This window comes from Clostridium grantii DSM 8605 (genome assembly GCF_900129965.1).
GTDB classification, from domain to species: domain Bacteria; phylum Bacillota; class Clostridia; order Clostridiales; family Clostridiaceae; genus Clostridium_AF; species Clostridium_AF grantii.
This window is the reverse complement of the sequence record NZ_FQXM01000029.1, coordinates 21,423-44,957: the sequence shown is the minus strand read 5'-3', so window position 1 is coordinate 44,957 and position 23,535 is coordinate 21,423. Positions and strand designations below refer to the sequence as shown.

The following is a 23,535-nucleotide window of genomic DNA, read 5'->3' as shown; positions in this document are numbered from 1 at the left end:
TAATGCGCCGCGGGCCCATCTCGAAGCAATAAATCTTTAATATTTCTTACATGCGTAAAAAATATGTTATGCGGTATTAATCTTCCTTTCGGAAGGCTATCCCCCACTTCGAGGTAGGTTGCCCACGTGTTACTCACCCGTCTGCCGCTAATCCGTTCCCGAAGGAACTTCATCGCTCGACTTGCATGTGTTAAGCACGCCGCCAGCGTTCGTCCTGAGCCAGGATCAAACTCTCAATTTAAAAAGTTTAATCTGTTTACTCATTTACTTAAATTATTGACTGGCATTTTATATCATTCTCTGTTTAATTTTCAAAGATCAATTATATTTTGTACAGCTAGATAATTATATATCTTTTACATCTTGTTGTCAAGAGTTATAAAGTTTTTTATTTAAATAAATTTTTAATTTCTCTTGGCGACAAGGAATATCTTATCAAAATTATAAAGAGTCCGTTTCTTTAATTTCCCTTTAATTTTAAATTATCATTGGTTTTCTTTTAAATTCTATTTTTTTCGTTGTTTTTCATATAAAGACACACTAGGATGAGTTTTATTATTCTTTATAAATTACTTATATAATTATGTATTAATTACTGCTCTTTACTAAATGTTTTTCATACTCGAAATTACTAAATAAGTTCTCTTTTACCCAAAATTAAAAAGAGTTCCCTTTATTTATATCAAAGGAAACTCTTTAATCCATACAAATTATTATTTATTAACTCTTTTTTCTAGATATAAATTTATAATATATATTATTCATTTATATCTTCATTATCTACGTTTTCGTCTATTTCTTCATCTATGCTTTCATTTATATCTTCATTTACTTTAGTATCAATTTGTTCTGTTGCTACTTCATTTTCATCAATTATAATTTCATCATCTTCACTTTTAGTACTTATTACTTTAGTCATTGCCATTATTTTGTCTTCTTCAGTTGTTCTCATTAATGTTACACCCATAGTATTTCTACTTGTAGTTGATATTCCAGAAACATTAATTCTTATTGCTATATCATTATTGTTAATAAGCATTATTTCATCAGAATCTTCTACTATTCTAGCCCCAACAAGTTTACCTGTTTTATCACTTATTTTATAAGTAATAACCCCTTTTCCGCCTCTTTTTTGTAAATGATATTGGCTTGTAGGTGTTCTTTTACCAAAACCAAGTTCACTCACAACTAAAAGCTCTTGTTCACTATTTAGTACTTCCATAGAAACAACTTCATCATCATTTCTTAATGTAATAGCCTTAACTCCTGAAGCAGTTCTTCCTAATGGTCTTGCATCTGTTTCATCAAATCTGATAGCATATCCATTTTTAGTTACATAAATAACTTCACTTTCTCCAGTTGTCACTCTTACTCCAATTAATTCATCATCATCTTTTAAGTTTATTGCTATTAATCCATTTTTTCTTATTGATGAATACTTATCTAATGATGTTTTCTTAATTAATCCTTGTTTAGTTCCCATTATTAAGAAATTAGTTTCGTCGAATTCCTTTAAGCATATAACTGCTTGAATTCGCTCATCACTTTCTACAGGAATTAGATTTATTATATTAGTTCCTTTTGCTGTTCTTCCTGCTTCAGGTATCTGATATGCTTTTAATACATAAGCTCTTCCTCTATTAGTAAAGAAGATTACATTATTATGTGTAGTTGTAGCAAACATATTTTCAACAAAATCATTTTCTTTTGTTGACATTGCTTGTATTCCTCTTCCGCCTCTTTTTTGAGAACTATATGCATCTACTGGTATTCTTTTTATGTATCCAGCATGAGTTAATGTAAGAATTACATCTCTTTCTTGAATTAAATCTTCCATATCAATATCACTATCTTCGCCTTGGATGATTTGTGTTCTTCTAACATCTCCATACTTTTCTTTTATTTCATTTAATTCAGTTTTTATAATGTCTAAAACTAAATTTTCATCTTCAAGAATTTCTCTCAATTCTTTTATTAATGCTACTAAAGCAGAATATTCTTCTTCAATTTTTTCTCTTTCTAATCCTGTTAATCTTTGAAGTCTCATATCTAATATTGCTTGTGCTTGCTTATCACTCAACCCAAACTCAGACATTAAACCTTCTTTAGCCTCAATAGTAGTTTTAGAAGATCTTATTAATTTAATTACTTCATCGATACGATCTAACGCTATTCTTAAACCTTCAAGTATGTGAGCTCTTGCTAATGCTTTATTCAAATCAAAAATAGTTCTTTTTCTTATAATTTCCTTTTGGAAATCTAAATAATAAACTAAACATTCTTTTAAGTTTAATACTCTAGGCTCTTTATTTACAAGTGCTAACATTATAACACCAAAAGTATCTTGTAATTTTGTATGTTTATATAATTGATTTAATATTACATTTGCATTTGCATCTTTTTTCAATTCAATAACAATACGCATACCATCCCTATCTGATTCATCTCTTAAGTCAGATATACCCATTATCTTTTTATCTTTTACAAGCTCTGCAATATTTTCAATAAGTTTAGCTTTATTAACTTGATATGGTATCTCAGATACAATAATTCTATTTCTTCCTTTTGATTCTTCAATTTCACTTGTAGCTCTAACAACTATTCTACCTCTACCTGTTTCATAAGCCGACCTTATTCCTGAACGTCCTACTATATTTCCATAAGTAGGAAAATCTGGTCCTTTTATTTCTCCCATTAATTCTTGAATAGTTGTTTCTGGATTTTCTATTAAAAGATTGATTCCATTTATTATTTCTATTAAGTTATGAGGTGGAATGTTTGTTGCCATACCTACTGCTATCCCAGATGATCCATTAACTAATAAATTAGGAAATCTAGCTGGTAGAACATCCGGTTCATTTTCTTCCCCGTCAAAGTTTGGAACAAACTCAACTGTATCTTTGTTAATGTCTCTCAGCATTTGAACAGCTATTTTATCCATTTTTGCTTCAGTATATCTCATAGCTGCAGCACTATCTCCATCTACTGATCCAAAATTTCCGTGCCCATTAACTAATGTATATCTAATTGAAAAATCTTGAGCCATTCTGACTAAAGCATCATAAACAGCAGTATCTCCATGTGGATGATACTTACCTAATACGTCTCCTACTATTCTGGCACATTTTCTATACCCTTTATCTGGCGTAAGTCCTAGTTCATACATGGAAAATAAAATTCTTCTATGTACTGGTTTTAAACCATCTCTTACATCTGGAAGAGCACGCCCTACAATTACACTCATAGCGTAATCAATATAACTTTTTTTCATTTCTCTACTTATATCAACTTCTATTAAATTTCCTTGGTTGCTCATTTACTACACCTCTTTACTAGCTAGATATCTAAATTAACGACTTTATTAGCATTTTCTTCTATAAATTCTCTTCTTGGTTCAACTTTATCACCCATTAGGATTGTAAATATTTCATCTGCTTGTATTGCATCATCTACCGTAACTTTCAATAATGTTCTATCTTCTGGATTCATTGTAGTATCCCATAATTGAGTAGCATCCATTTCACCTAAGCCTTTGTATCTTTGTATATTAGTGTTTTTATCTTTTCCACCAAATTCAGTTAACAATTGTTGTAATTCCTTATCTGAATATGCATATTGAACTTTTTTACCCTTTTGTAATTTATATAATGGTGGCTGTGCAATATATATATATCCTTTATCTACTAAATCTTTCATGTATCTATAAAAGAATGTTAGTAACAGTGTTCTAATATGAGCTCCATCCACATCTGCGTCTGTCATTATTATTATTCTATGATATCTCATCTTGTCGATTTCAAAATCTTTCCCTATTCCCCCACCAAAAGCGGTTATCATAGATCTTATTGCTTCATAACCCAAGATTTTATCCAATCTTTGTTTTTCAACATTCATTATTTTACCCTTTAAAGGTAAAATTGCTTGGTTTTTTCTATCTCTACCTTGCTTTGCTGAGCCTCCTGCGGAGTCTCCCTCAACCAAATATATTTCACATTCTGATGGATCTTTTGATTGACAATCTGCTAATTTACCAGGTAATGACGTAGAATCTAATGCGGTTTTTCTTCTTGTTAATTCTCTTGCTTTTCTAGCTGCTTCTCTTGCTCTTGATGCCATCAATCCCTTTTCTATAACTATTTTAGCTATTTTAGGGTTTTCCTCAAAAAATATATTAACTGCTTCACTAACTATACTATCAACAATCCCTCTAACTTCTGTATTTCCAAGTTTTGTTTTTGTTTGACCTTCAAATTGAGGGTCAGTAAGTTTAATTGATACAACTGCAGTTATTCCTTCTCTTGTATCATCACCAGATAAATTTTTATCATTTTCTTTTATATATCCATATCTTTTAGCATAATCATTTAAAACCCTAGTTAAAGCTGTCTTAAATCCTGATAAATGGGTTCCCCCCTCTATTGTATCTATGTTATTTGCAAAAGAAAATATATTTTCTGAATAAGTATCATTATATTGAATAGCAACTTCAACAACATAGTCATCTTTTGATCCTTCAACATATATTGGTTCTGGATGGATTTTTTGTTTATTTCTATTTAAATAGGAAACAAATGACTTAATTCCACCTTCATATAAAAATTCTTTTAACTTTGATGTTCTTTCATCTTCTAAGCTAATTCTAATACCTTTATTTAAAAAAGCTAATTCTCTTAATCTCTGCTCTAATGTTTCATATTCAAATTCTATAGACTCAAAAATAGTTTCATCTGGTTTAAAATATGTTATTGTTCCATGTTCTTCTGTTTCACCTACTGCAACTACATCATTTAAAACTATACCTTTTGAATAGTCTTGCTCCCATATTTGACCTTCTCTTTTTACCGTAACTTTACAATATTCTGATAAGGCATTAACAACAGAAGCACCAACACCATGTAATCCTCCTGATACCTTATATCCACTTCCACCAAATTTACCACCAGCATGAAGAACTGTCATAATAACTTCTACAGTAGGTCTTTGCATTTTAGGATGATTTCCTACTGGCATTCCTCTACCGTTATCTTCAACCAATATACTATTATCTTTATTAATTCTTACTTTTATATCGCTACAATATCCTGCTAATGCTTCGTCAATACTGTTATCTACAATTTCGTATACAAGATGATGTAAACCTCTTAACCCTGTACTGCCTATATACATTCCCGGTCTTTTTCTTACGGCCTCTAAACCTTCTAATACCTGGATTTGGGATTCATCATATTTTTGTTGATTTTCCATGTATATCCTCCTAACTAGCTTCTATGTTTCAAAAATGTTTATATCACTTCGTTTTGTAAGTGTTGATGATGATATTGGAGAAAGAAAAATCTTGCTTTTTTTATCAACTTCAGCCACAACGAAAGATTTAGGTACTTCATTAGTTATTTTTTGAATAAAACCATCTTCCTCTGCCAATCTCAAAAATTGTCTTGTATCAGAGTTATCCATAGCTGTTTCTATATCAAATATGCCAATAATATCTTTAATGGGTACAACAATATTCTCTCCTAAATGTAAAAACATGATTTTCCTCCTAACACTTAATCAAGTGTTTCTATCTCTATACTACCTTCTTTTACATGATAAATATTTATATTATCTTTTAAATATTTTTTTATATCCATTATTCCAGTACATGTAATTATCGTTTGAAATTTGCTTATAGAGTTTAAAATATATTTCTGCCTATTTATATCTAGTTCAGACAAAACATCATCTAAAAGTAGCACTGGGTATTCTCCATAAATTTCTTTTATGATTTCTAGAGAGGCAAACTTAATGGATAAAACAGCTGTTCTTTGTTGACCTTGAGATCCAAAAATTCTAGTATCTATGTCATTTATACTAATTAAAAAATCATCTCTGTGTGGTCCTACAGAAGAAATTCTTTTTTCAATATCTTTTTGCCTTGATGCATTAAGTTGCTCTTTTAAATCAAACTCAATTTTATTTAAATTTACTGGTTTATCTAAATTCTTGACAAAAGTTAGATATTTAAACCCTATATCTTCCTTACCTGTAGTAATTTCTTTATGAATTATACTAGCTTTTTCACTTAGTATATCTAAATACTCAAATCTTTTATTAATTATATAAGCCCCATACTTACTTAGTTGAACATCATAGACATCTAATAAAGATTCTTTGTCCTTCCATTTTTTAAGTATAATATTTTTTTCATTTAGAATTTTATTATATTGTACTAAAGCATTATAATATTTTTTATCTAATTTACTTAATTCAATATCAAGGAACTTTCTTCTGTATGTAGGAGATTCTTTTACTATTTTTAAATCTTCCGGTGAAAACATAACTGAATTGAAAGTACCTATCAATTCAGAAAGTTTATTCACTTTAATTGAATTGATAGTAGCTCCTTTTTTGCCTTCTTTAAAAATCTTAATATTAATCTTTTTATCTAATCTTTCTTTGGAAATATAAGCGCTAATATAGGCTTCTTTTTCACCCCAAATAATAACTTCTTTGTCTTTGTTAGTTCTATGTGATTTTCCTAAACTACAAAAATAAATACTCTCAAGAATATTTGTTTTACCTTGAGCATTATCTCCAACAAAAATATTTGTTCCACTGCTTAATTCCAATGATAGATTTTTATAATTTCTATAATTTTTAAGTTCAATATATTTTACATACATAAAAAACACCTATTCTTTATTATAACATAAATAAAGTTTTATTAAAAATTTATTTACTCATTAGCTACTTTAAATTCTTCTCCATTAAATTTAACAATATCTCCTGCCACTATTTTTTTTCCACGTCTAACTTCTACTTCTCCATTAAGAAAAACTTCACCGTTTCTAATAAAAAATTTAGCATCTGCTCCTGATGATACCATATTAGACCATTTCATAAAAGCATCGAGTTTTATAAATTCTCCACTAATTACTATTTCATTCATTTTTTATTCTATAGACAATTTTATGCCTATAGATTCCACCACCTTTTATATTTGTTTTAATTTGAATTTAATAATCTAACCGGTAAAACCAAATAAGTAAATTTTGTATTCTCATTATTTTTTATTAAACAAGGACTAACACTACTTGAGAATTCAAGAGATATCTCATTCTCATCTATAATTTTTAATACATCTATTAAGTATTTTGAATTAAATGCAATTTGTAGTCCTTCACCTTGCAAAATTATATTCAATTCTTCTCGAACCATTCCCAATTGAGAATTAGATGTTATAACAATATTTTCATCATTAATATCAAATTTTATAAGATTTGTATTTCCGTCTTTAGCCATTAATGAGGCTCTCTCAATACATTCTAGTAGTTCTGTCCTTTTTACTGTTATTTTAGAGTTATACTCTTTTGGAATAATTGAATTATATTTTATGAATTCACCTTCTAGTAACCTAGAAATTATTTTTGTATCTCCTAAATTAAACAAAATATGATTTTGTGTAAAAGTAATATTTACATTATCTTCTTCATCACTTAAAATCTTGGACATTTCACTTAATGTTTTACCTGGAATTACAGCAGTCAAGCTATTTTCATTTTCAATAAATTCACTTCTAAATGCTAATCTATAACCGTCTAAAGCAACCAAATTCAAGGTATTTCCTTCAATTTCAAAAAGTATACCTGTTAAAATAGGTCTTGTTTCATCTTGTGCTATAGCAAAAATAGATCCTTTAATCATGTTTTTTAATAATTTTTGATTAACAGTAAATACTAAATTTTCGTTTATATCTGGTAACGTAGGAAATTCATCCACATTAAGATTAGCTAATAAAGTAAATTCTGTTTTTTCACATTTGATATTAATATTTTTATCTTTCTTTTCTATTTTAATTGAGCTATTAGGTAATTTTCTAACTATTTCTCCAAAAAATTTTGAATCAACTGCTATTATACCATCTTCTTCTACTATTGCATCTATTTTTGTTTCTATACTTAAATCTATATCTGTTCCAACTAAAGTTAATTGATTTTCCTTAGCTGTTATTAAAATACTATGTAGTATTTCCATAGGGGATTTAGTAGATACAGCTTTTTGTACTACAGAAATAGCTTCTGCTAATTTGTTTTTTTCACATCTAAATTTCATAATAATAACCTCCTTTTATTCACAAGCAATATTTATATATTAATAGAATAGTAAGTAATCTTTTATAGTAGTAATAGTAGTAGGGACGGTGGATATGTGGATAAGTACTTCAAAGCTAGTAATACACTCAAAAATTACATAAAAATAAGTGTGGATAAGTAAGTACAGATTTTTGGACTTTTCCACAACAATTTTAGAAAACAGGTTTTTTTTATGTAATCCACAATTTATCCTAGTTAAATTATACACAGGTGTTAATTATTTTTGATTTATTTTTTTTGTTAGTTCAGATATTATGTTTTTTAGGGATTCATCTTTCTTCAAATTCATTGAGATTTTTTCGTAGGAATGAATAACAGTTGTATGATCCCGACCCCCGAATTCTTCTCCTATTTTAGGTAAAGACATCTCAGTAAGTTTTCTAGAAAGATACATAGCTATTTGTCTAGGATAAGTAATATTCCTAGTTCTACGAGAAGATTTTAATTCTTCAACCTTAATATTAAAATACATAGCAACAACTTCTTGAATAAATTTAATTGTGATTTGCTTTTTAGCATCGTGCGAAATAATATCTTTTAATGCTTCTGCAGCTAAATCTTCGCTTATCTCTCTATTAGTAAGAGATGCGTAAGCCATAACTCTTATCAAGGCCCCTTCTAATTCCCTAATATTAGCTTTTATTTTATTAGCAATATAAACCATAACTTCATTAGGAATATTTAAGTTTTCAACATCAGCTTTTTTCTTAAGAATAGCTATTCTTGTTTCAAAATCTGGAGCTTGAATATCAGCTATTAAACCCCATTGAAATCTAGATCTTAAACGATCTTCTAAAGTAGGGATTTCTTTTGGTGGTCTATCACTAGATAATATGATTTGTTTATCAGCTTCATGTAGTGAGTTAAAAGTATGAAAGAATTCTTCTTGAGTTCTTTCTTTACCAGCTATAAATTGAATATCATCTATTAGCAAAACATCTACATTTCTATATTTATTTCTAAATTCCACATTTTTATCATCTTTAATTGAATTAATCAATTCATTGGTAAATTTTTCAGAGGAAACATATACTACTTTAGCTTTAGGGTTATTTTTTAAAATGTAATGTCCTATAGCATGCATTAAATGGGTTTTACCTAAACCAACGCCACCATAAATGAATAAAGGATTATATGCTTGAGCAGGTGCTTCAGCTACAGCTAAAGATGCAGCGTGAGCGAAGCGATTACTGTTACCTATGACAAATGAATTAAATGTATATTTAGGATTCAATGTACTATTCATTTCTTCAGAAGCAGATACCTTTTGATTTGAGTCATTTTCTTTTTCTTTTGTAGTTTCAGTTATAGCTGTTTCTTCGGATAAGATTAAAAACTCAATGTTATAGTTTTTTGCCGTAAGAACATTTATTGCGTTTATTAATAAGTTTTTATATCTATTTTCTAAAATTCCTCTAGTAAAATCATTAGGAACTTCCAATACTATAGTATTCTCATCTATTCTTAAGGGTGAGATACTTTTTATCCAAGTGTTGAAGCTTACTTGGCTTAATTCCTTCTTAATAATATCAAGAGTATCATCCCATAGTTTATCCAATTGGGCAGCCATAATTTATCCTCCAGTTTCTTTTTTAATAACAAATTTGTAAAAATAATAATTAAAAATTTAAAAAGTACAAATTATACACAGATTATTAACAAATAAAAAATCATCTATATAAAGTGTTGACATTATTAATAAAATTAATAACATGTTGATAACTTTGTTAATATAAAAATAAAAATATATTTATTAACAACTGTTGATAAATATATATTAACAGTATTAACAGGGGTGAAATTGTGATAAATATTAGTGTTTTATATAAAATAGAGAAAAAAAAACAAAAATCGAACAAGTTATACACATAAATATCCACAGCTTGTGGATAAAAAAAAATCTCCACATTTTTTCAACAGTTTAGTTTTATAATAACAAAAGTAGTGAAGGGATACAAGAACTTATCCACAAAAAAACTATTTAAATAAAAAATTATCAACAATTGTGTATTTTCTTGACATTGCTATAAGGTATATATATAATTAAAAGGTAAATTTACTTTTACTCTATAGACAATTTGCTTATGCTTAACTATAGAAATAATTGAGCAACAAAGGAGGTGTTTTTAAATGAAGATGACATACCAACCAAAAAAGAGACAAAGAAAGAAAGAGCATGGTTTCAGAAAAAGAATGAAAAGTCATTCTGGTAGAAATGTAATTCAAAGAAGAAGACAAAAAGGAAGAAAAAGATTAACAGCATAAGGGCCGCAGAAAAGTGGCCTTTTCTGTAATTGCAGAAAATGAGGAGTTCCTATCAGATATGAAGAAGGAAGAAAAAATAAGAAAAAACAAACAATTTACTATAGTATATAGAAGAGGTAAATCAATTGCTGATAGTTTACTTGTTTTATATGTCTATAAAAACAATCAAAATAATGATATAAATAAAGTCGGTATATCTGTAAGTAAAAAAGTAGGAAATAGTGTAGTTAGGAGTCGAGTTAAAAGACTCATTTCAGAAGGATATAGATTGAATAGAGATGACCTAAAAAAAGGTTATGATTTTGTTTTTATTGCTAGGAATAATGCAAAAGGAAAAGATTTCAAAGAAATAGAAAAGTCTGTTATTAAGCTAATGAAAAGGGCAGGTCTTTACAATTAATGTTGAAAAAAATTGTTATTTATTTTATAAAAAAGTACAGAAAATATATTTCACCTCTTAAGGCACCATCCTGCAGATTCTATCCCACTTGTTCTCAATATTCTATTGAAGCAATTGAGAAATATGGTTTAGTTAAAGGCGGTTTATTAGCCATAAAAAGAATTTTTAGATGTAATCCTTATAGTAAGGGTGGGTATGATCCTGTTAAATAAAATTAGGAGGTAATTAGATTGAATGTAACTGTAGCAGCTAAGTTTTTAGAAATTGATTGGTTAAATAACGCGCTGGTTCAATTTTTCGGAATAATTCATAGTGGAGTGAAAGTTGTTTTTTCAAGCGATAACTGGTCATATGGATTGACAATAATTTTGGTTACGTTAATAATTAGAGGTTTATTATTTCCATTGAATTACAAACAATTAAAATCATCTTCAAAGATGAGTGAGGTTCAACCAAAAATAAAGGAACTTCAAGCAAAATACAAAAACAATCCAGAAAAATTAAATCAAGAAACTATGAAACTTTATAAGGAAGAAGGAGTTAACCCATTAGGAGGGTGTCTACCTTTATTATTACAATGGCCTATCCTTATTGCAATGTATTATTTGTTTATGAACTTAACTATAATAAATCCTAACATAGGAGACGTTACTTTTTTAGGTTTAAAATTATTAGGTACGCCAGCATCTTTTAGTGAAGTTTCATCTAATATATTATTAGTAGGAACGTGGATATTACCTTTATTGTCTGGTGCAACTACATATTTCTCATCGATTATAATGTCGCCTAAAGGATCAGAGGCTTCAAAACAAACAGGAACATTGAGTATTGGTATGAGCATAATGATTACTTATATGAGTTTTAGATTTACAACGGCTTTAGTTTTATATTGGGTAACTAATAACTTATTCCAATTAGTTCAATCTTTATTAATAAAAAAAGGATCTAATAAAAAAGTACAAGAAGCTTAATATAAAATAGATATTTAGTGCCTTATGAAGAAAAGTGGAAAGGCAGGTGCCAAAATGAAAAGTATAGAAATGATAGGTAAAACCGTAGAAGAAGCTGTAAAATCGGCATTGGACAGTTTGAAAGTTACAGAAGATAAAGTAATAATTGAGGTTATAGAAGAAGAATCTAAAGGTTTGTTCAAGTTTTTCAAAAACAAAGAAGCAAAAATTAGAGTAACTGTTAAGAAAAATCCTGTAGATGATGCAAAGAATTTCCTAGGTGACGTTTTAGAATCAATGGGTATTTTAGCAGAGATAGAAATAAAAGAAGAAAAAAACACTTTGAGGATTAACTTAGTAGGTCCTAATATGGGTGTTATTATTGGACATAGAGGTGAAACTTTAGATGCTCTTCAATATCTAGTTAATTTAGCAGTTAACAAAGGTAATGAAGGAAGTCATATGAGAGTTATAGTTGATACAGAAGATTATAGAGCTAAAAGAGAAGAAACATTAAAATTATTAGCTAATAGATTAGCTAGAAAAGTTAAAAAAACAAGAAGAAGTGTTAAATTAGAGCCTATGAATCCATATGAGAGAAGAATTATTCACTATGCACTCCAAAGTGATAAAACTATTGTTACTTTTAGTGAAGGTGAAGAACCATATAGAAGAGTTGTAATTGATTTAAAAAAGAAAGCCTAATAGGCTTTCTTTTTTGATATAATAGCATTAAGCTTTTGATGGGTAAAATATATAGGTAAATATAAATAGATTTTACTTTATTTATAACATTTGAAAGGATGAAATTAATGAAAGAATTTGATACAATAGCAGCTATTGCTACCAGTGTAGGTCAGAGTGGGATTTCAATAATAAGAATTTCAGGAGAAAAAGCATTAAATATAGTTAGTAAAATATTTATAGGAAAAAATAATAAAGGATTAGAAGATATAATATCATATACTATGAGATATGGTCATATAATTGACATGGTATCGGAAGATAAGTTGGATGAAGTTATTATAAGTTATATGAAAGGTCCTAAGAGTTTTACGGCAGAAGATACAGTAGAAATAAATTGTCATGGTGGAGTAGTTGTAACTAGTAGAATTTTAGAAGAGGTAATTAAAGCAGGAGCAAGATTAGCAGAACCAGGCGAATTTACCAAAAGAGCTTTTTTGAATGGAAGAATTGATCTTAGTAGTGCGGAAGCTGTTATAGATATAATTAATGCTAAAACTGAATTAAGTGTGAAATCAGCTGTTAAGCAAAGTGAAGGCAGATTATCTAAGGAAATTAATAGTTTACGAGAGGTCCTAATTGAAGATATTGCACACATAGAAGCTACAGTGGATTATCCAGAAGAGGACCTAGAGGAAATTACTGCTGAAAATGCATCAAGGAGTATTAAAAAAATACAGGAAATAATACAAAACTTAATTAATACAGCAGATGAAGGTAAAATTTTAAGAGAAGGATTAAATGTGGTAATAGTAGGTAAACCTAATGTTGGAAAGTCATCTTTAATGAATGCATTATTAAGTGAAAAAAGAGCAATTGTAACTGATGTACCGGGTACAACTAGAGATGTACTTGAAGAGTTTATAAATATTGAAGGTATACCAATAAAGATAATTGATACTGCTGGAATTAGAGAAACAGAAGATGTTGTTGAAAAAATAGGTGTTGAAAAATCTAGGGAAAAATTAAACGAAGCCGATTTAATAATATTTATGTTGGATACATCCAGAGAATTAGATGATGAAGATATAAAGATAATCAATTATTTAGAAAACAAGAAATATATAGTTTTATTGAATAAAAGTGATTTAGATAAGAAATTTGAAGAAGATAAGTTAAATTTATTAGATAAAGATAACTTTATAATTTCATCTGTAAAAACAGGAGAAGGATTAGATGAATTAAAAAAGAAAGTTAAAGATTTATTTTTTAAAGGAGATATAAATATAGGAGACATAATGGTTAGTAATACAAGACACAAACAAGCATTGATTAAAGCTGCAGAAAGTTTATCCTTTGCTCAAGAAGCTTTAAATGATACAAGTGCAATTGATTTGGCATCTATTGATATTCGTAATGCTTGGACATTTCTTGGCGAAATTACAGGTGATTCTTTAGGAGAAAATATCATAGATAAGATATTTTCAAAATTTTGTTTAGGAAAGTAGGGAGAATAATGAGTTATTTTGGTGGAAAATACGATGTTGTAGTAGTTGGTGCAGGGCATGCAGGATGTGAAGCAGCTCTAGCATCTGCTAGAATTGGATGCACAACTTTACTATGTGCTACTGATTTGAAAAGTGTAGCTATGATGGCTTGTAATCCTAATATAGGGGGCACTGCAAAAGGGCATTTGGTAAAAGAAATTGATGCTTTAGGTGGAGAAATGGCAATAAACATTGATGAAACATTTATTCAGTCTAGAATGTTAAATACTTCTAAAGGACCTGCTGTTCATTCTTTGAGAGCTCAAGCGGATAAATTTAAATACTCTTCAAGAATGAAAGGAATTGTTGAATTAACGGATAAGCTTACTTTAAGACAAACAGAAGTAGTTAAAGTGGATTTTGTAGATAACAAGGTAGTAGGAGTTTTAACTAGAACGGGAGCTTATTTTGAAACAAAAGCAGTAATTATAGCATCAGGAACCTATTTAAATTCACAAATTATAATAGGTGAGTTAATTATTGATGAAGGTCCAAGTGGATTATCTTCTGCTAAAGGAGGACTCACAGAAAATTTAATTTCAAATGGAGTTCAAATGAGAAGATTTAAAACAGGAACCCCAGCTCGTATAAATAAAAGATCAGTAGATTTTTCTAAGATGATTGAACAACCAGGTGATGAAAAAATAGTTCCATTTTCATTTATGAATGATGAATTATCAAGAGAACAGTTATCTTGTTTTTTAACATATACAAATGATGAAACACATACTATTGTTAAAGGAAATATTGATAGAGCACCTCTTTATAATGGATCTATAACTAGTGCAGGACCAAGATACTGTCCATCTTTTGAGACAAAGGTTATGCGTTTTCCAGATAAAGAAAGACATCAACTATTTGTTGAACCAGAGGGAGAAGATACAGCAGAAATGTATTTAGATGGAATGTCTAGTTCTATGCCAGAGGATGTACAAATAGAAATGATGAAATCTGTTCCAGGTCTTGAGAATGCGGAATTAATGCGTCCAGCGTATGCCATAGAATATGATTGTATTGATCCTACTCAACTAAAATTATCTTTGGAGTTTAAAAAATTACAAGGATTATTCTCAGCAGGTCAAATTAATGGAAGTTCAGGTTACGAGGAAGCAGCAGCACAGGGATTAATTGCTGGTATTAATGCAGCTTTAATGGTTAAAGAAAAAGAACCGTTAATCTTAAATAGATCTGATGCTTATATAGGAGTTTTAATTGATGATTTAGTTACAAAAGGAACAAATGAACCATATAGGATGATGACTTCAAGATCAGAATATAGACTTTTATTACGTCAAGACAATGCAGATTTACGTTTGACAGAATTAGGGTATAAAGTTGGATTAGTATCTGAAGATAGATATAATAGATTTAAAATTAGAAAAGAAAGAATTGAAAATGAAATTAAAAGAGTTCAGAAATTTCAAGTTACAAATAGAAAAGAAATAAATGAAATTCTAGAAAAACTAGATTCTACTCCATTAAAGAAACCTGTAAGTTTATATGAATTAATTAAAAGACCAGAGTTGGATTATTTTTTAGTTGAAGAAATTGATTCAGAGAGACCAGAATTACCTTATGATGTTAAGGAACAGGTTAGTATTATTTCTAAATATGAAGGATATATAAAAAAGCAAATGGAACAAGTGGAGCAATTCAAAAAAATGGAAAAAAAATTAATTATAAAAGATATTGATTATTATTCAATCAAAAGTTTGAGAATAGAAGCAAAAGAAAAATTAGATAATATTAGACCAATAAGTATAGGGCAAGCTTCTAGGATTTCAGGAGTATCTCCAGCAGATATTACAGTTCTTTTAGTTGCAATGGAACAAATGAATAGAAAAGATACTAGTAAGGAGGTTTAAACAAGTGGAGTATAATATAATAAACTATAATGTTTTAAAAGAAGCTTGTAATGATATAGGTGTTGAGTTTACAGATGAAATATTTGAGAAGTTTGATTTATATAAAGATTTATTGAAAGAATGGAATGAAAAAGTAAATTTGACTGCAATTTTAGATGATGAGGAAATATTTAAAAAACATTTTGTAGACTCTATCAAAATCTTTAATTTTAAACCTTTAATGGAAGCTAAAACATTAATAGATATTGGTACTGGAGGGGGATTTCCAGGAATACCTATAAAAATCATTAAAAGCGATATAAAAGTTACTTTATTAGATTCGTTGAATAAAAGAATAACTGTATTAAATGATGTTGTCTCAAAATTAAAATTAAAAGATGTAGAACTTGTACATGGAAGAGCAGAAGAATATTTAAATGAAAAAAAATTAAGAGATTCTTTTGATATAGTAACTTCTAGAGCAGTTGCAAATTTAACAACTTTATGTGAATTGTGTATTCCTTATGTAAAAGTTGGAGGTTATTTTGTATCCTTAAAAGGCCCTAATGCAGAAGAAGAATTAGATCAATCAAGAAATGCAATAGGAACACTTGGTGGAAAGTTTGTAAAAATTATTCCTATAAAAATTGAAGATTCAGAGTTACACCACAATTTGGTAATTATTAAAAAGGTAAAGGAATCAGAAAAAAAATATCCTAGAAAATGGAAACAAATAACAGGGAAACCTATTAAATAAAAAAATTGAGCTAGGTTATATAAAATCTAGTTCAATTTATTTTGATTTATTTTTACGTTATTAAATAAACTTTAGGAGTTTATAGTATAATATAAACTGTATCAGTAGGTATATTTTTGAATATAATATAAATTTTTAATGTTTTTAATTTTTTACGAGAAGGATGGGGTAACATGAAAAAAGACATTGAATACATATCATTAGAATGTATTGTGCCTAATGCTTATCAACCGAGAAAAATTTTTAATGAGGATACAATTGAAGAATTGGCACAATCAATCAGAACATATGGTATAATTCAGCCTTTGTCTGTTAGGAAAGTTAAAGATAATATGTTTGAATTAGTTGCTGGAGAACGAAGATTTAGAGCAGCAAAAAAGCTTGGTTTGATAGATGTACCGGCTATTATAATTGACATTACGGACAAGCAATCAGCCGCCATAGCTTTACTTGAAAATATTCAAAGAGAAGATTTGTGTTTTTTAGAAGAAGCAGAAGCTTATAGTGATTTACTTCAAGAACATAATTTTACACAAAAAGAATTAGCCGATAAAATTGGGAAGAGACAATCAACAATTGCAAATAAAATAAGATTGTTAAAGTTAGATCAAGAAATTAGAAGTAAAATATTAGAGAATAAATTATCAGAAAGACATTCAAGAGCTCTATTAAAATTACCCAACAAAGAAATTCAAATGAAAGTATTAGATAAAATAATTAAAGAATCTTTCAATGTAAAAAAATCTGAAGAATTAATTGATAAAGAGATAAATAAAATAAATGGTAATGTTATTGCTAAGGATGGAAAGAAAAAGATCAAAGGTATTTTTAGCTCTAGAATTTATATTAATACAATAAAACAAGTCTTTGATAAATATGGAATTAATGCTTCATATAAATCTAAAGAGAATGATGAATTTGTAGAGGTTATTATAAGGATTCCTAAAAATTAAATGTTTCACGTGAAACAAACTTAAAATATTTTAATATTTTAAGTTTTTTTTTCGATTTATCGTTTATTTAAATACATAAAACATTTATAATAGTTCTATGTATAATTTCTCATTTTTATAATATACAATCATAAAAAAAAGCGGGATGGTGAAAAAATGAAAGTTATTTCGGTTTTCAATCAAAAAGGGGGAGTAGGTAAGACAACTACGTGTATAAATTTATGCTCATATTTAGCAATGAAAGGCAAAAAAATATTAGCAATAGATATTGACCCTCAAGGAAATACAACTAGTGGAATGGGTATTGATAAGAATAAATTATCAGGTTCAATTTATGAAGTTTTAACATCAGATAAATCAATGGATGAAGTAATTATTGAAAGTGAGTTAGTAAATAATTTTTTTCTTGCTCCTTCTGATATGGAGTTAGTTGGTGCAGAAATAGAGCTAATAAACATCAAAAATAGAGAATTAATTTTAAGAAAAAAACTAGAAGATATGAAAACAAAATTTGATTACGTTTTTATTGATTGTCCACCATCATTAGGGTTTTTAACAGTTAATTCATTAACGGCATCTGATAGTGTAATGATACCTATTCAATGTGAATTTTATGCTTTGGAGGGTGTTAGTCAATTAGTTAATACGATTCAATTAGTTAAAAAATCACTTAATAAAGAACTGTACATTGAAGGGGTAATTATGAGTATGTATGATAAAAGAGCAAACCTTTCTAATGAAGTTGTGAAAGAAGTTAAAAATTATTTTAGCAATAAAGTGTATGATACAACTATACCAAGAAATATTAGATTAGCAGAAGCACCAAGTTTTGGACTGCCAATAATGTTATACGATGAAAAGTGTAAGGGTGCCGATGCATATGATAATTTAGCAGAAGAGTTTTTAGCAAAACAAAAGGTGGGGAGTTAATTGAGTAAGAAATATGGACTAGGAAAGGGATTAGGAGCTTTAATTCCAGAAGATAGCTCATTAGATCAAGGAGTTAATAAAATATCTTTGAACTTAATAAAAGCTAATAAAGAACAGCCACGAAAATATTTTGATGATGAGAAAATTTTAATACTTTCAGAATCAATAAAGCAACACGGCATTATTCAGCCTTTAATTGTAAAGAAGGAAAAAGAAACATATAGTATAGTTGCAGGAGAACGAAGATGGAGAGCAGCCAAATTAGCAGGTTTAAAAGAAGTACCTATTTTAATAATTGATTCTACTGAGAGAGAAATACTTGAAATTTCGCTTATTGAAAATATACAAAGAGAAGATTTAAATCCAATTGAAGAAGGTGAAGCTTATCAAAAACTTTTAAAGGAATTTAGTCTTACTCAAGAAGAATTAAGTAAAAGAATAGGAAAGTCAAGAACTGCAATTTCAAATACTATAAGATTACTGAACTTAGATGATAGAGTTAAAAATTATTTAATAGAAGATATTATATCAGAAGGACATGGAAGAGCTTTATTAGCTTTAGAGTCTGAGGAAGATCAATATTTAATGGCTCAAAAGATAATTGATGAAAATTTAAGTGTAAGACAGATAGAAAAATTAATTAAGGTTGCTAAAAAAAATAATTATGAAGAAGAATCAAATTTAAATAAAGAAAATAGTGACAATGATAGGAATAATTTATTCTACAATGATTTAGAAGATAAATTAGAAAATTTATTTAACACTAAAGTTGTAATAAATTCAAAACATAAAGAAAAGGGTAAAATACAAATAGAATATTATTCAGAGAGTGATTTACAAAGAATAATAGAAATTCTAAAAATTTAATGTTTCACGTGAAACAGTTAGGAGATAAAAATGAATATGAAAATGATAGAAGAATTCATAAAAGATTATTACATTTGGATTGTTTTTGCAACTGCATCACTTTTAATCATAATGTTTATCAGTATAATTATAATGGCAGCAAAAATTTCAAAAATAAAAAAAAGACATAATAAGTTAATAAGAGGAGTGAATAATACAAATTTGGAAGGGATAATTGATAGTTATTATGAAAAAATTGATTATCAACTACAGGAAAATGATTTATTGAAGCAACAAATAAATAAATTAAATGAAAAGGTTAAGTTTTGCGTGCAAAAAGCTGGGTTTATAAGATATAAAGCTTTTGAAAATGTGGGAAGTGATATGAGTTTCTCATTAGCATTATTAGATGAAAATGATGATGGTATTATAATGACAAGTTTATATAGTAGAAATGAAAGTACAATGTATGGTAAATCTATTGAAAAGGGTAAATCTAAGTATGAGTTATCTGAAGAAGAAAAAAAAGCATTGTATGAGGCAATTAAAAAAGACCTATAAAGGTCTTTTTTAATTGCCTAAAAGAGAGTCTATCTGAGAATTGTTATCATTAGAAACAAAACGTTTACTTCCTAAAGTTTGAATGATTGCATGATAAACACCGCCAGAAATTATATCAGACAATAACATAACTATATAAAGCCTTGTATTTTGAAGAACCATAAAATCTAAGGTTCCAGATACATTTACTATGCCTTTAATACTTATATCACCCACAGGAGGAAGATTCTTATCCAAAGCTGAGCCTGGAAATAAAGGAGTATTTTTAATTACGATATTACCGACTTCATCAGCAGTTCCTAAAGATGCATCTACTGCTATAACAAATGGGTTTTGATATAAAATATTTATGTTATCCAAAGTTTGTCTTAAATTTTTAGCGTGTACTGGATTTTCTAGTGTTCCAAATAAAGCAAATCCTTGTCTTTTTAAAAACTTTAGTTTTTCGCCAACTAAAGGGCCTAAACTATCTCCAGTAGACCTGTCAGTGCCGATACAAATAAGAACAATCTGTTTATTAGATAAAGAACATTTTTTAATGCTTTGAGATAAAGCGTCTCTAATTTTAAATAGTGCATTTTTCTCATTATAAGAAATTGTATATGTTTTGCTCATAGAAAAAACCTCCTAATAATATTGTTTACTAAAAAAAGGTTTTTTATTCTCATTATTTGGTGTAAAAGTACAAAGTGAATAAATAAGAAAAAAATATATAAGAGTTATTAATTGTATTCATTCTTAAAGATTAAATATTATAATAATTTAATTTTCTAAAAGGTATGTATTTAAAAAACTATTTTTGTTATAATTTTCATAACAATTATAAAAAGTGGGGTAAAAAATTATGAAAGAATTTAATGTAGGAGATATAGTAGAGATGAAGAAAACTCATCCCTGTGGGACAAAAGAATGGGAAGTAACAAGGCTTGGAGCAGATATTAAAATAAAATGTATGGGTTGTGGTAGATTAGTTATGCTACCAAGAAGTAAGTTTGAAAAAGGAATAAAAAAAGTAATAAAAGAAAATAAAGTAGAAAATTAAAAAAAACTTGATTTAATTAGTATTAAATGATACAATAATTTAATGTGGTCCCTGCTGTATGTGGTATTTATACCATTTAGCCGTTAGTCCATAGGGAGGAGGTGAAAACATGAATAATTACGAAACTCTTTTTATACTAAATGCAAGTTTAGATGAAGAGACTATAAAAGCTAACATCGAGAAATTTAAAGGTGTTATTGAAAAAAATGGTGGTGTAATTGATAATGTTGACGAATGGGGTAGAAGAAAATTAGCTTATCCTATTAATAAACAAAATGATGGTTACTACACTTTAATCAACTTTAAATCTAACCCAGATTTACCTAAAGAATTAGAGAGAAATTACAGAATTAGTGATGCTGTTATTAGATTCATAGTTGTTAATCCTGATAAATAGGTGGTGCAAACATGAATAAAGTAGTTTTAATTGGTAGACTAACTAAAGATCCAGATTTGAAATTCACAGCAGGTAAAGGTACTGCAGTTGCAACTTTTACTATTGCGGTTGATAGAAGATTAAAAACTCCTGGGCAGCCTGAAGCTGATTTTATACCTGTCGTTGTATGGGGAAAACAAGCTGAAGCTACTGCTAATTACATGAGTAAAGGAAAACTTATATCAGTTGCAGGCAGAATTCAAACAAGAAGCTATGAAGCAAAAGACGGATCAAGAAGATACGTTACCGAGGTTACAGCTGAAGAAGTTCAGTTCTTGGAATGGGGCGGAAATAATAACCAAAGGCAAAATAATGGTTATGACAGTGGAAACACTGAACCAACTCAATCAAATGAAAGAACTAACAGCAACTATGGTAATTTCAATATTAATAGCTATGATGAGGATATAACTCCTATGGATGATGGAGATATTCCATTTTAGAGATTTTGGTAAGGAGGGAAGATAATGGCTTTCAATAACAATAACAAAAAGAATAACAGAAAAAAAAGAAAAAAGGTTTGTTCATTTTGTGCAGACAAATCTAAAGCTATAGATTATAAAGATGTTAATAAATTGAAAAAGTACATAACTGAGAGAGGTAAAATTTTACCAAGAAGAATTTCAGGAAACTGTGCTAAACATCAAAGAGAATTAACAGTAGCGATCAAAAAAGCAAGAATTATGGCTTTGCTACCATATACAACAGATTAATAAACAGCAGTGTCTTATATGGCACTGCTGTTTTCACTATAAGGATTTTTAATATAAAAAATATATTAGTTGAAAATTGGAATAAAAAAACATAAAATATTATTATACGTATTTCTTTGAAAAGGAATGATGATAATGAAAAAAGAAGATTTTAATGTTATGGCAAATATAAAAACTTTAGAGAAACTAAAATCACAATTATTATATATAGTTGCAGATTTTTTTGGTATCTTAACAAAAGGTAGTAGTGTAGCTCAAGAGACTATATTACAATGTATTTCAAGTGGGATAATTATTTTTTACTTTATAGGAGAAAAATTAGGTTATTCTTATAGTACAATAGATGAGAATATAAGAAAAAATTTAATAGTAGGCATATCTGAAAATGATGAATTAGAAAAAGAAGATAAAAGTCTTAGTCGTTTGAATTCTCATATTTCAAAAAGAAACTAATGGGGGATATTATGCAGAAAAATACTTACAATACAAAATCTATAGTGGAAGCAGGAATTATTTCTGCACTTATAGTTGTTGTTTTTTTAATGAGTGCTTATACAGCTACGCTTTCATCTGTAGGAACATTTATATTACCAATTCCAGTAACTATACTTTATTTAAGAAATGATTTTAGAATTGCTTTGTTAGCAACTATTACAAGTTTTATTTTAGCAATAATAATGGTAGATATTCCTTCGGCATTAGGAGGGGCTATGACTTTTGGTATTATTGGCATGACCTTTGGATATTGTATAAAAAATAAATATTCTAAGAAAGTAACTGTACTTATTTTGTCTATAGCAAATATTATAGCTTATATATTCCAAATATTCATATTGCTATTTTTTGTAACAAAGCAATCATTATTTGAACAAATCAATTTTATGAGTACTACTTTTAATGAAGCGTTTGAGGAAACAATTAATATGTATCAAAAAATGGGAATTACTTCAGAACAATTAAAATCTATGGATTTAATAAAAGAAATGTTCTCCACTGATTTTATCATGAAAATGATACCAGCTACTATTATTCTTTGGGGAGTAGGAGCGGCTTTATTAAACTACACTTTAACGCGAACAGTTTTAAATAAACTTAAATATTATAAATTAGAAAAGTTTAAACAAATTCAACATTTTTATGTTACAAATTTAATAACAGCAGGGCTAATTATATTATGGTCATCAGGCGTGATATTAAAATATTTTGGATTTGATATGGGTTCATATTTAGAAACTACAATGATAGTGGTTATACAAATAACCCTAATGGTGAATGGATTTGCTACCTTGATATACTACTTAAGAGTTAAAAGTAACAGAACAATATCTAAACCGGTAATAGCGTTATTAATAATATTTATGTTTATGAGTAGTTTTTTTGCTAACATGGTATTCTTTATAGGTTTAGTTGAAAGCATTTTGGATTTTAGAAATCTAGATCCATATTCTTTTAGGAAAAAAAAGATTAAGGAGTAA

At 28.2% G+C, this 23,535-nt stretch carries 26 protein-coding genes and 1 rRNA gene; 18 read left to right on the top strand and 9 right to left on the bottom strand.

Annotated features, from left to right (window positions below):
- The 8 genes from BUB83_RS17965 to dnaA form a co-directional block, all read right to left on the bottom strand.
- Positions 1–241, bottom strand: a 16S ribosomal RNA gene (locus BUB83_RS17965); the annotation flags it as partial.
- A 516-nt stretch (positions 242–757) separates the two neighbouring features.
- Positions 758–3,316: a DNA gyrase subunit A gene (gene gyrA / locus BUB83_RS17960; protein WP_073340392.1), complete on the bottom strand. Its 2,559-nt coding sequence runs from the start codon at positions 3,314–3,316 to the stop codon at positions 758–760.
- A gap of 20 nt (positions 3,317–3,336) precedes the next feature.
- Positions 3,337–5,244 (bottom strand): DNA topoisomerase (ATP-hydrolyzing) subunit B, encoded by a 1,908-nt coding sequence (gene gyrB, locus BUB83_RS17955; RefSeq protein WP_073340390.1) that lies wholly within the window; start codon positions 5,242–5,244, stop codon positions 3,337–3,339.
- A 21-nt stretch (positions 5,245–5,265) separates the two neighbouring features.
- The gene (remB, locus tag BUB83_RS17950; RefSeq protein ID WP_073340387.1) at positions 5,266–5,529 is read right to left on the bottom strand and encodes an extracellular matrix regulator RemB; all 264 of its coding nucleotides are present in this window, start codon (positions 5,527–5,529) and stop codon (positions 5,266–5,268) included.
- A 17-nt stretch (positions 5,530–5,546) separates the two neighbouring features.
- Positions 5,547–6,662, bottom strand: a complete 1,116-nt coding sequence (recF, locus tag BUB83_RS17945) for a DNA replication/repair protein RecF (protein WP_073340385.1) — start codon at positions 6,660–6,662, stop codon at positions 5,547–5,549.
- A gap of 53 nt (positions 6,663–6,715) precedes the next feature.
- Positions 6,716–6,928, bottom strand: a complete 213-nt coding sequence (locus tag BUB83_RS17940) for an RNA-binding S4 domain-containing protein (RefSeq protein ID WP_073340382.1) — start codon at positions 6,926–6,928, stop codon at positions 6,716–6,718.
- 56 nt (positions 6,929–6,984) lie between these two features.
- The gene (dnaN, locus tag BUB83_RS17935) at positions 6,985–8,091 is read right to left on the bottom strand and encodes a DNA polymerase III subunit beta (protein ID WP_073340380.1); all 1,107 of its coding nucleotides are present in this window, start codon (positions 8,089–8,091) and stop codon (positions 6,985–6,987) included.
- A gap of 258 nt (positions 8,092–8,349) precedes the next feature.
- Complete coding sequence (gene dnaA, locus BUB83_RS17930) at positions 8,350–9,702, bottom strand: chromosomal replication initiator protein DnaA (protein ID WP_073340377.1); 1,353 nt, start codon at positions 9,700–9,702, stop codon at positions 8,350–8,352.
- Between the two features lie 560 nt (positions 9,703–10,262).
- Between dnaA and rpmH the strand changes: the two genes are divergently transcribed.
- The 12 genes from rpmH (at position 10,263) to BUB83_RS17870 (ending at position 19,869) form a co-directional block, all read left to right on the top strand.
- A complete protein-coding gene (rpmH, locus tag BUB83_RS17925; protein ID WP_073340374.1) occupies positions 10,263–10,397 on the top strand; it encodes a 50S ribosomal protein L34 in 135 nt (44 codons plus the stop codon).
- A 58-nt stretch (positions 10,398–10,455) separates the two neighbouring features.
- Positions 10,456–10,797 carry a ribonuclease P protein component gene (gene rnpA / locus BUB83_RS17920; RefSeq protein WP_073340415.1) on the top strand — a complete coding sequence of 114 codons (342 nt, stop codon included), beginning with the start codon at positions 10,456–10,458 and terminating at the stop codon, positions 10,795–10,797.
- A gap of 2 nt (positions 10,798–10,799) precedes the next feature.
- Positions 10,800–11,009 (top strand): membrane protein insertion efficiency factor YidD, encoded by a 210-nt coding sequence (gene yidD, locus BUB83_RS17915; RefSeq protein WP_073340413.1) that lies wholly within the window; start codon positions 10,800–10,802, stop codon positions 11,007–11,009.
- Between the two features lie 18 nt (positions 11,010–11,027).
- Positions 11,028–11,768 carry a membrane protein insertase YidC gene (yidC, locus tag BUB83_RS17910; protein WP_423231152.1) on the top strand — a complete coding sequence of 247 codons (741 nt, stop codon included), beginning with the start codon at positions 11,028–11,030 and terminating at the stop codon, positions 11,766–11,768.
- Positions 11,769–11,822: 54 nt separating this feature from the next.
- Positions 11,823–12,452, top strand: a complete 630-nt coding sequence (gene jag / locus BUB83_RS17905) for an RNA-binding cell elongation regulator Jag/EloR (RefSeq protein WP_073340408.1) — start codon at positions 11,823–11,825, stop codon at positions 12,450–12,452.
- A gap of 107 nt (positions 12,453–12,559) precedes the next feature.
- A complete protein-coding gene (gene mnmE / locus BUB83_RS17900; protein WP_073340372.1) occupies positions 12,560–13,939 on the top strand; it encodes a tRNA uridine-5-carboxymethylaminomethyl(34) synthesis GTPase MnmE in 1,380 nt (459 codons plus the stop codon).
- 8 nt (positions 13,940–13,947) lie between these two features.
- Positions 13,948–15,843 carry a tRNA uridine-5-carboxymethylaminomethyl(34) synthesis enzyme MnmG gene (gene mnmG, locus BUB83_RS17895; RefSeq protein ID WP_073340370.1) on the top strand — a complete coding sequence of 632 codons (1,896 nt, stop codon included), beginning with the start codon at positions 13,948–13,950 and terminating at the stop codon, positions 15,841–15,843.
- Between the two features lie 4 nt (positions 15,844–15,847).
- Positions 15,848–16,579, top strand: coding sequence for a 16S rRNA (guanine(527)-N(7))-methyltransferase RsmG (gene rsmG, locus BUB83_RS17890; protein WP_073340367.1), 732 nt, complete (start codon positions 15,848–15,850; stop codon positions 16,577–16,579).
- Between the two features lie 173 nt (positions 16,580–16,752).
- Positions 16,753–17,532 carry a nucleoid occlusion protein gene (noc, locus tag BUB83_RS17885; protein WP_073340364.1) on the top strand — a complete coding sequence of 260 codons (780 nt, stop codon included), beginning with the start codon at positions 16,753–16,755 and terminating at the stop codon, positions 17,530–17,532.
- A 156-nt stretch (positions 17,533–17,688) separates the two neighbouring features.
- Positions 17,689–18,462: a ParA family protein gene (locus BUB83_RS17880; protein ID WP_073340361.1), complete on the top strand. Its 774-nt coding sequence runs from the start codon at positions 17,689–17,691 to the stop codon at positions 18,460–18,462.
- Positions 18,463–19,329, top strand: a complete 867-nt coding sequence (locus BUB83_RS17875) for a ParB/RepB/Spo0J family partition protein (protein WP_073340359.1) — start codon at positions 18,463–18,465, stop codon at positions 19,327–19,329.
- Positions 19,330–19,359: 30 nt separating this feature from the next.
- Positions 19,360–19,869 (top strand): DUF4446 family protein, encoded by a 510-nt coding sequence (locus BUB83_RS17870; protein ID WP_084133665.1) that lies wholly within the window; start codon positions 19,360–19,362, stop codon positions 19,867–19,869.
- Between the two features lie 9 nt (positions 19,870–19,878).
- Here BUB83_RS17870 and yyaC read toward each other — a convergent pair whose 3' ends face one another.
- Positions 19,879–20,484, bottom strand: a complete 606-nt coding sequence (gene yyaC, locus BUB83_RS17865; RefSeq protein ID WP_073340356.1) for a spore protease YyaC — start codon at positions 20,482–20,484, stop codon at positions 19,879–19,881.
- A gap of 229 nt (positions 20,485–20,713) precedes the next feature.
- On the opposite strand from yyaC, the gene BUB83_RS17860 reads away from it, so the two are divergent.
- The 6 genes from BUB83_RS17860 to BUB83_RS17835 all read left to right on the top strand — a co-directional run bounded on the left by BUB83_RS17860 (position 20,714) and on the right by BUB83_RS17835 (position 23,535).
- On the top strand, positions 20,714–20,911 hold the full coding sequence (locus BUB83_RS17860; RefSeq protein WP_423231151.1) for a DUF951 domain-containing protein: 198 nt from the start codon (positions 20,714–20,716) through the stop codon (positions 20,909–20,911).
- A 109-nt stretch (positions 20,912–21,020) separates the two neighbouring features.
- Positions 21,021–21,308, top strand: a complete 288-nt coding sequence (gene rpsF / locus BUB83_RS17855) for a 30S ribosomal protein S6 (protein WP_073340351.1) — start codon at positions 21,021–21,023, stop codon at positions 21,306–21,308.
- A gap of 11 nt (positions 21,309–21,319) precedes the next feature.
- A complete protein-coding gene (locus BUB83_RS17850; RefSeq protein WP_073340349.1) occupies positions 21,320–21,790 on the top strand; it encodes a single-stranded DNA-binding protein in 471 nt (156 codons plus the stop codon).
- A gap of 24 nt (positions 21,791–21,814) precedes the next feature.
- Positions 21,815–22,060, top strand: a complete 246-nt coding sequence (rpsR, locus tag BUB83_RS17845) for a 30S ribosomal protein S18 (RefSeq protein ID WP_073340347.1) — start codon at positions 21,815–21,817, stop codon at positions 22,058–22,060.
- A 135-nt stretch (positions 22,061–22,195) separates the two neighbouring features.
- Positions 22,196–22,513 (top strand): MazG-like family protein, encoded by a 318-nt coding sequence (locus BUB83_RS17840; RefSeq protein ID WP_073340344.1) that lies wholly within the window; start codon positions 22,196–22,198, stop codon positions 22,511–22,513.
- Between the two features lie 11 nt (positions 22,514–22,524).
- Positions 22,525–23,535: a YybS family protein gene (locus BUB83_RS17835; RefSeq protein WP_073340342.1), complete on the top strand. Its 1,011-nt coding sequence runs from the start codon at positions 22,525–22,527 to the stop codon at positions 23,533–23,535.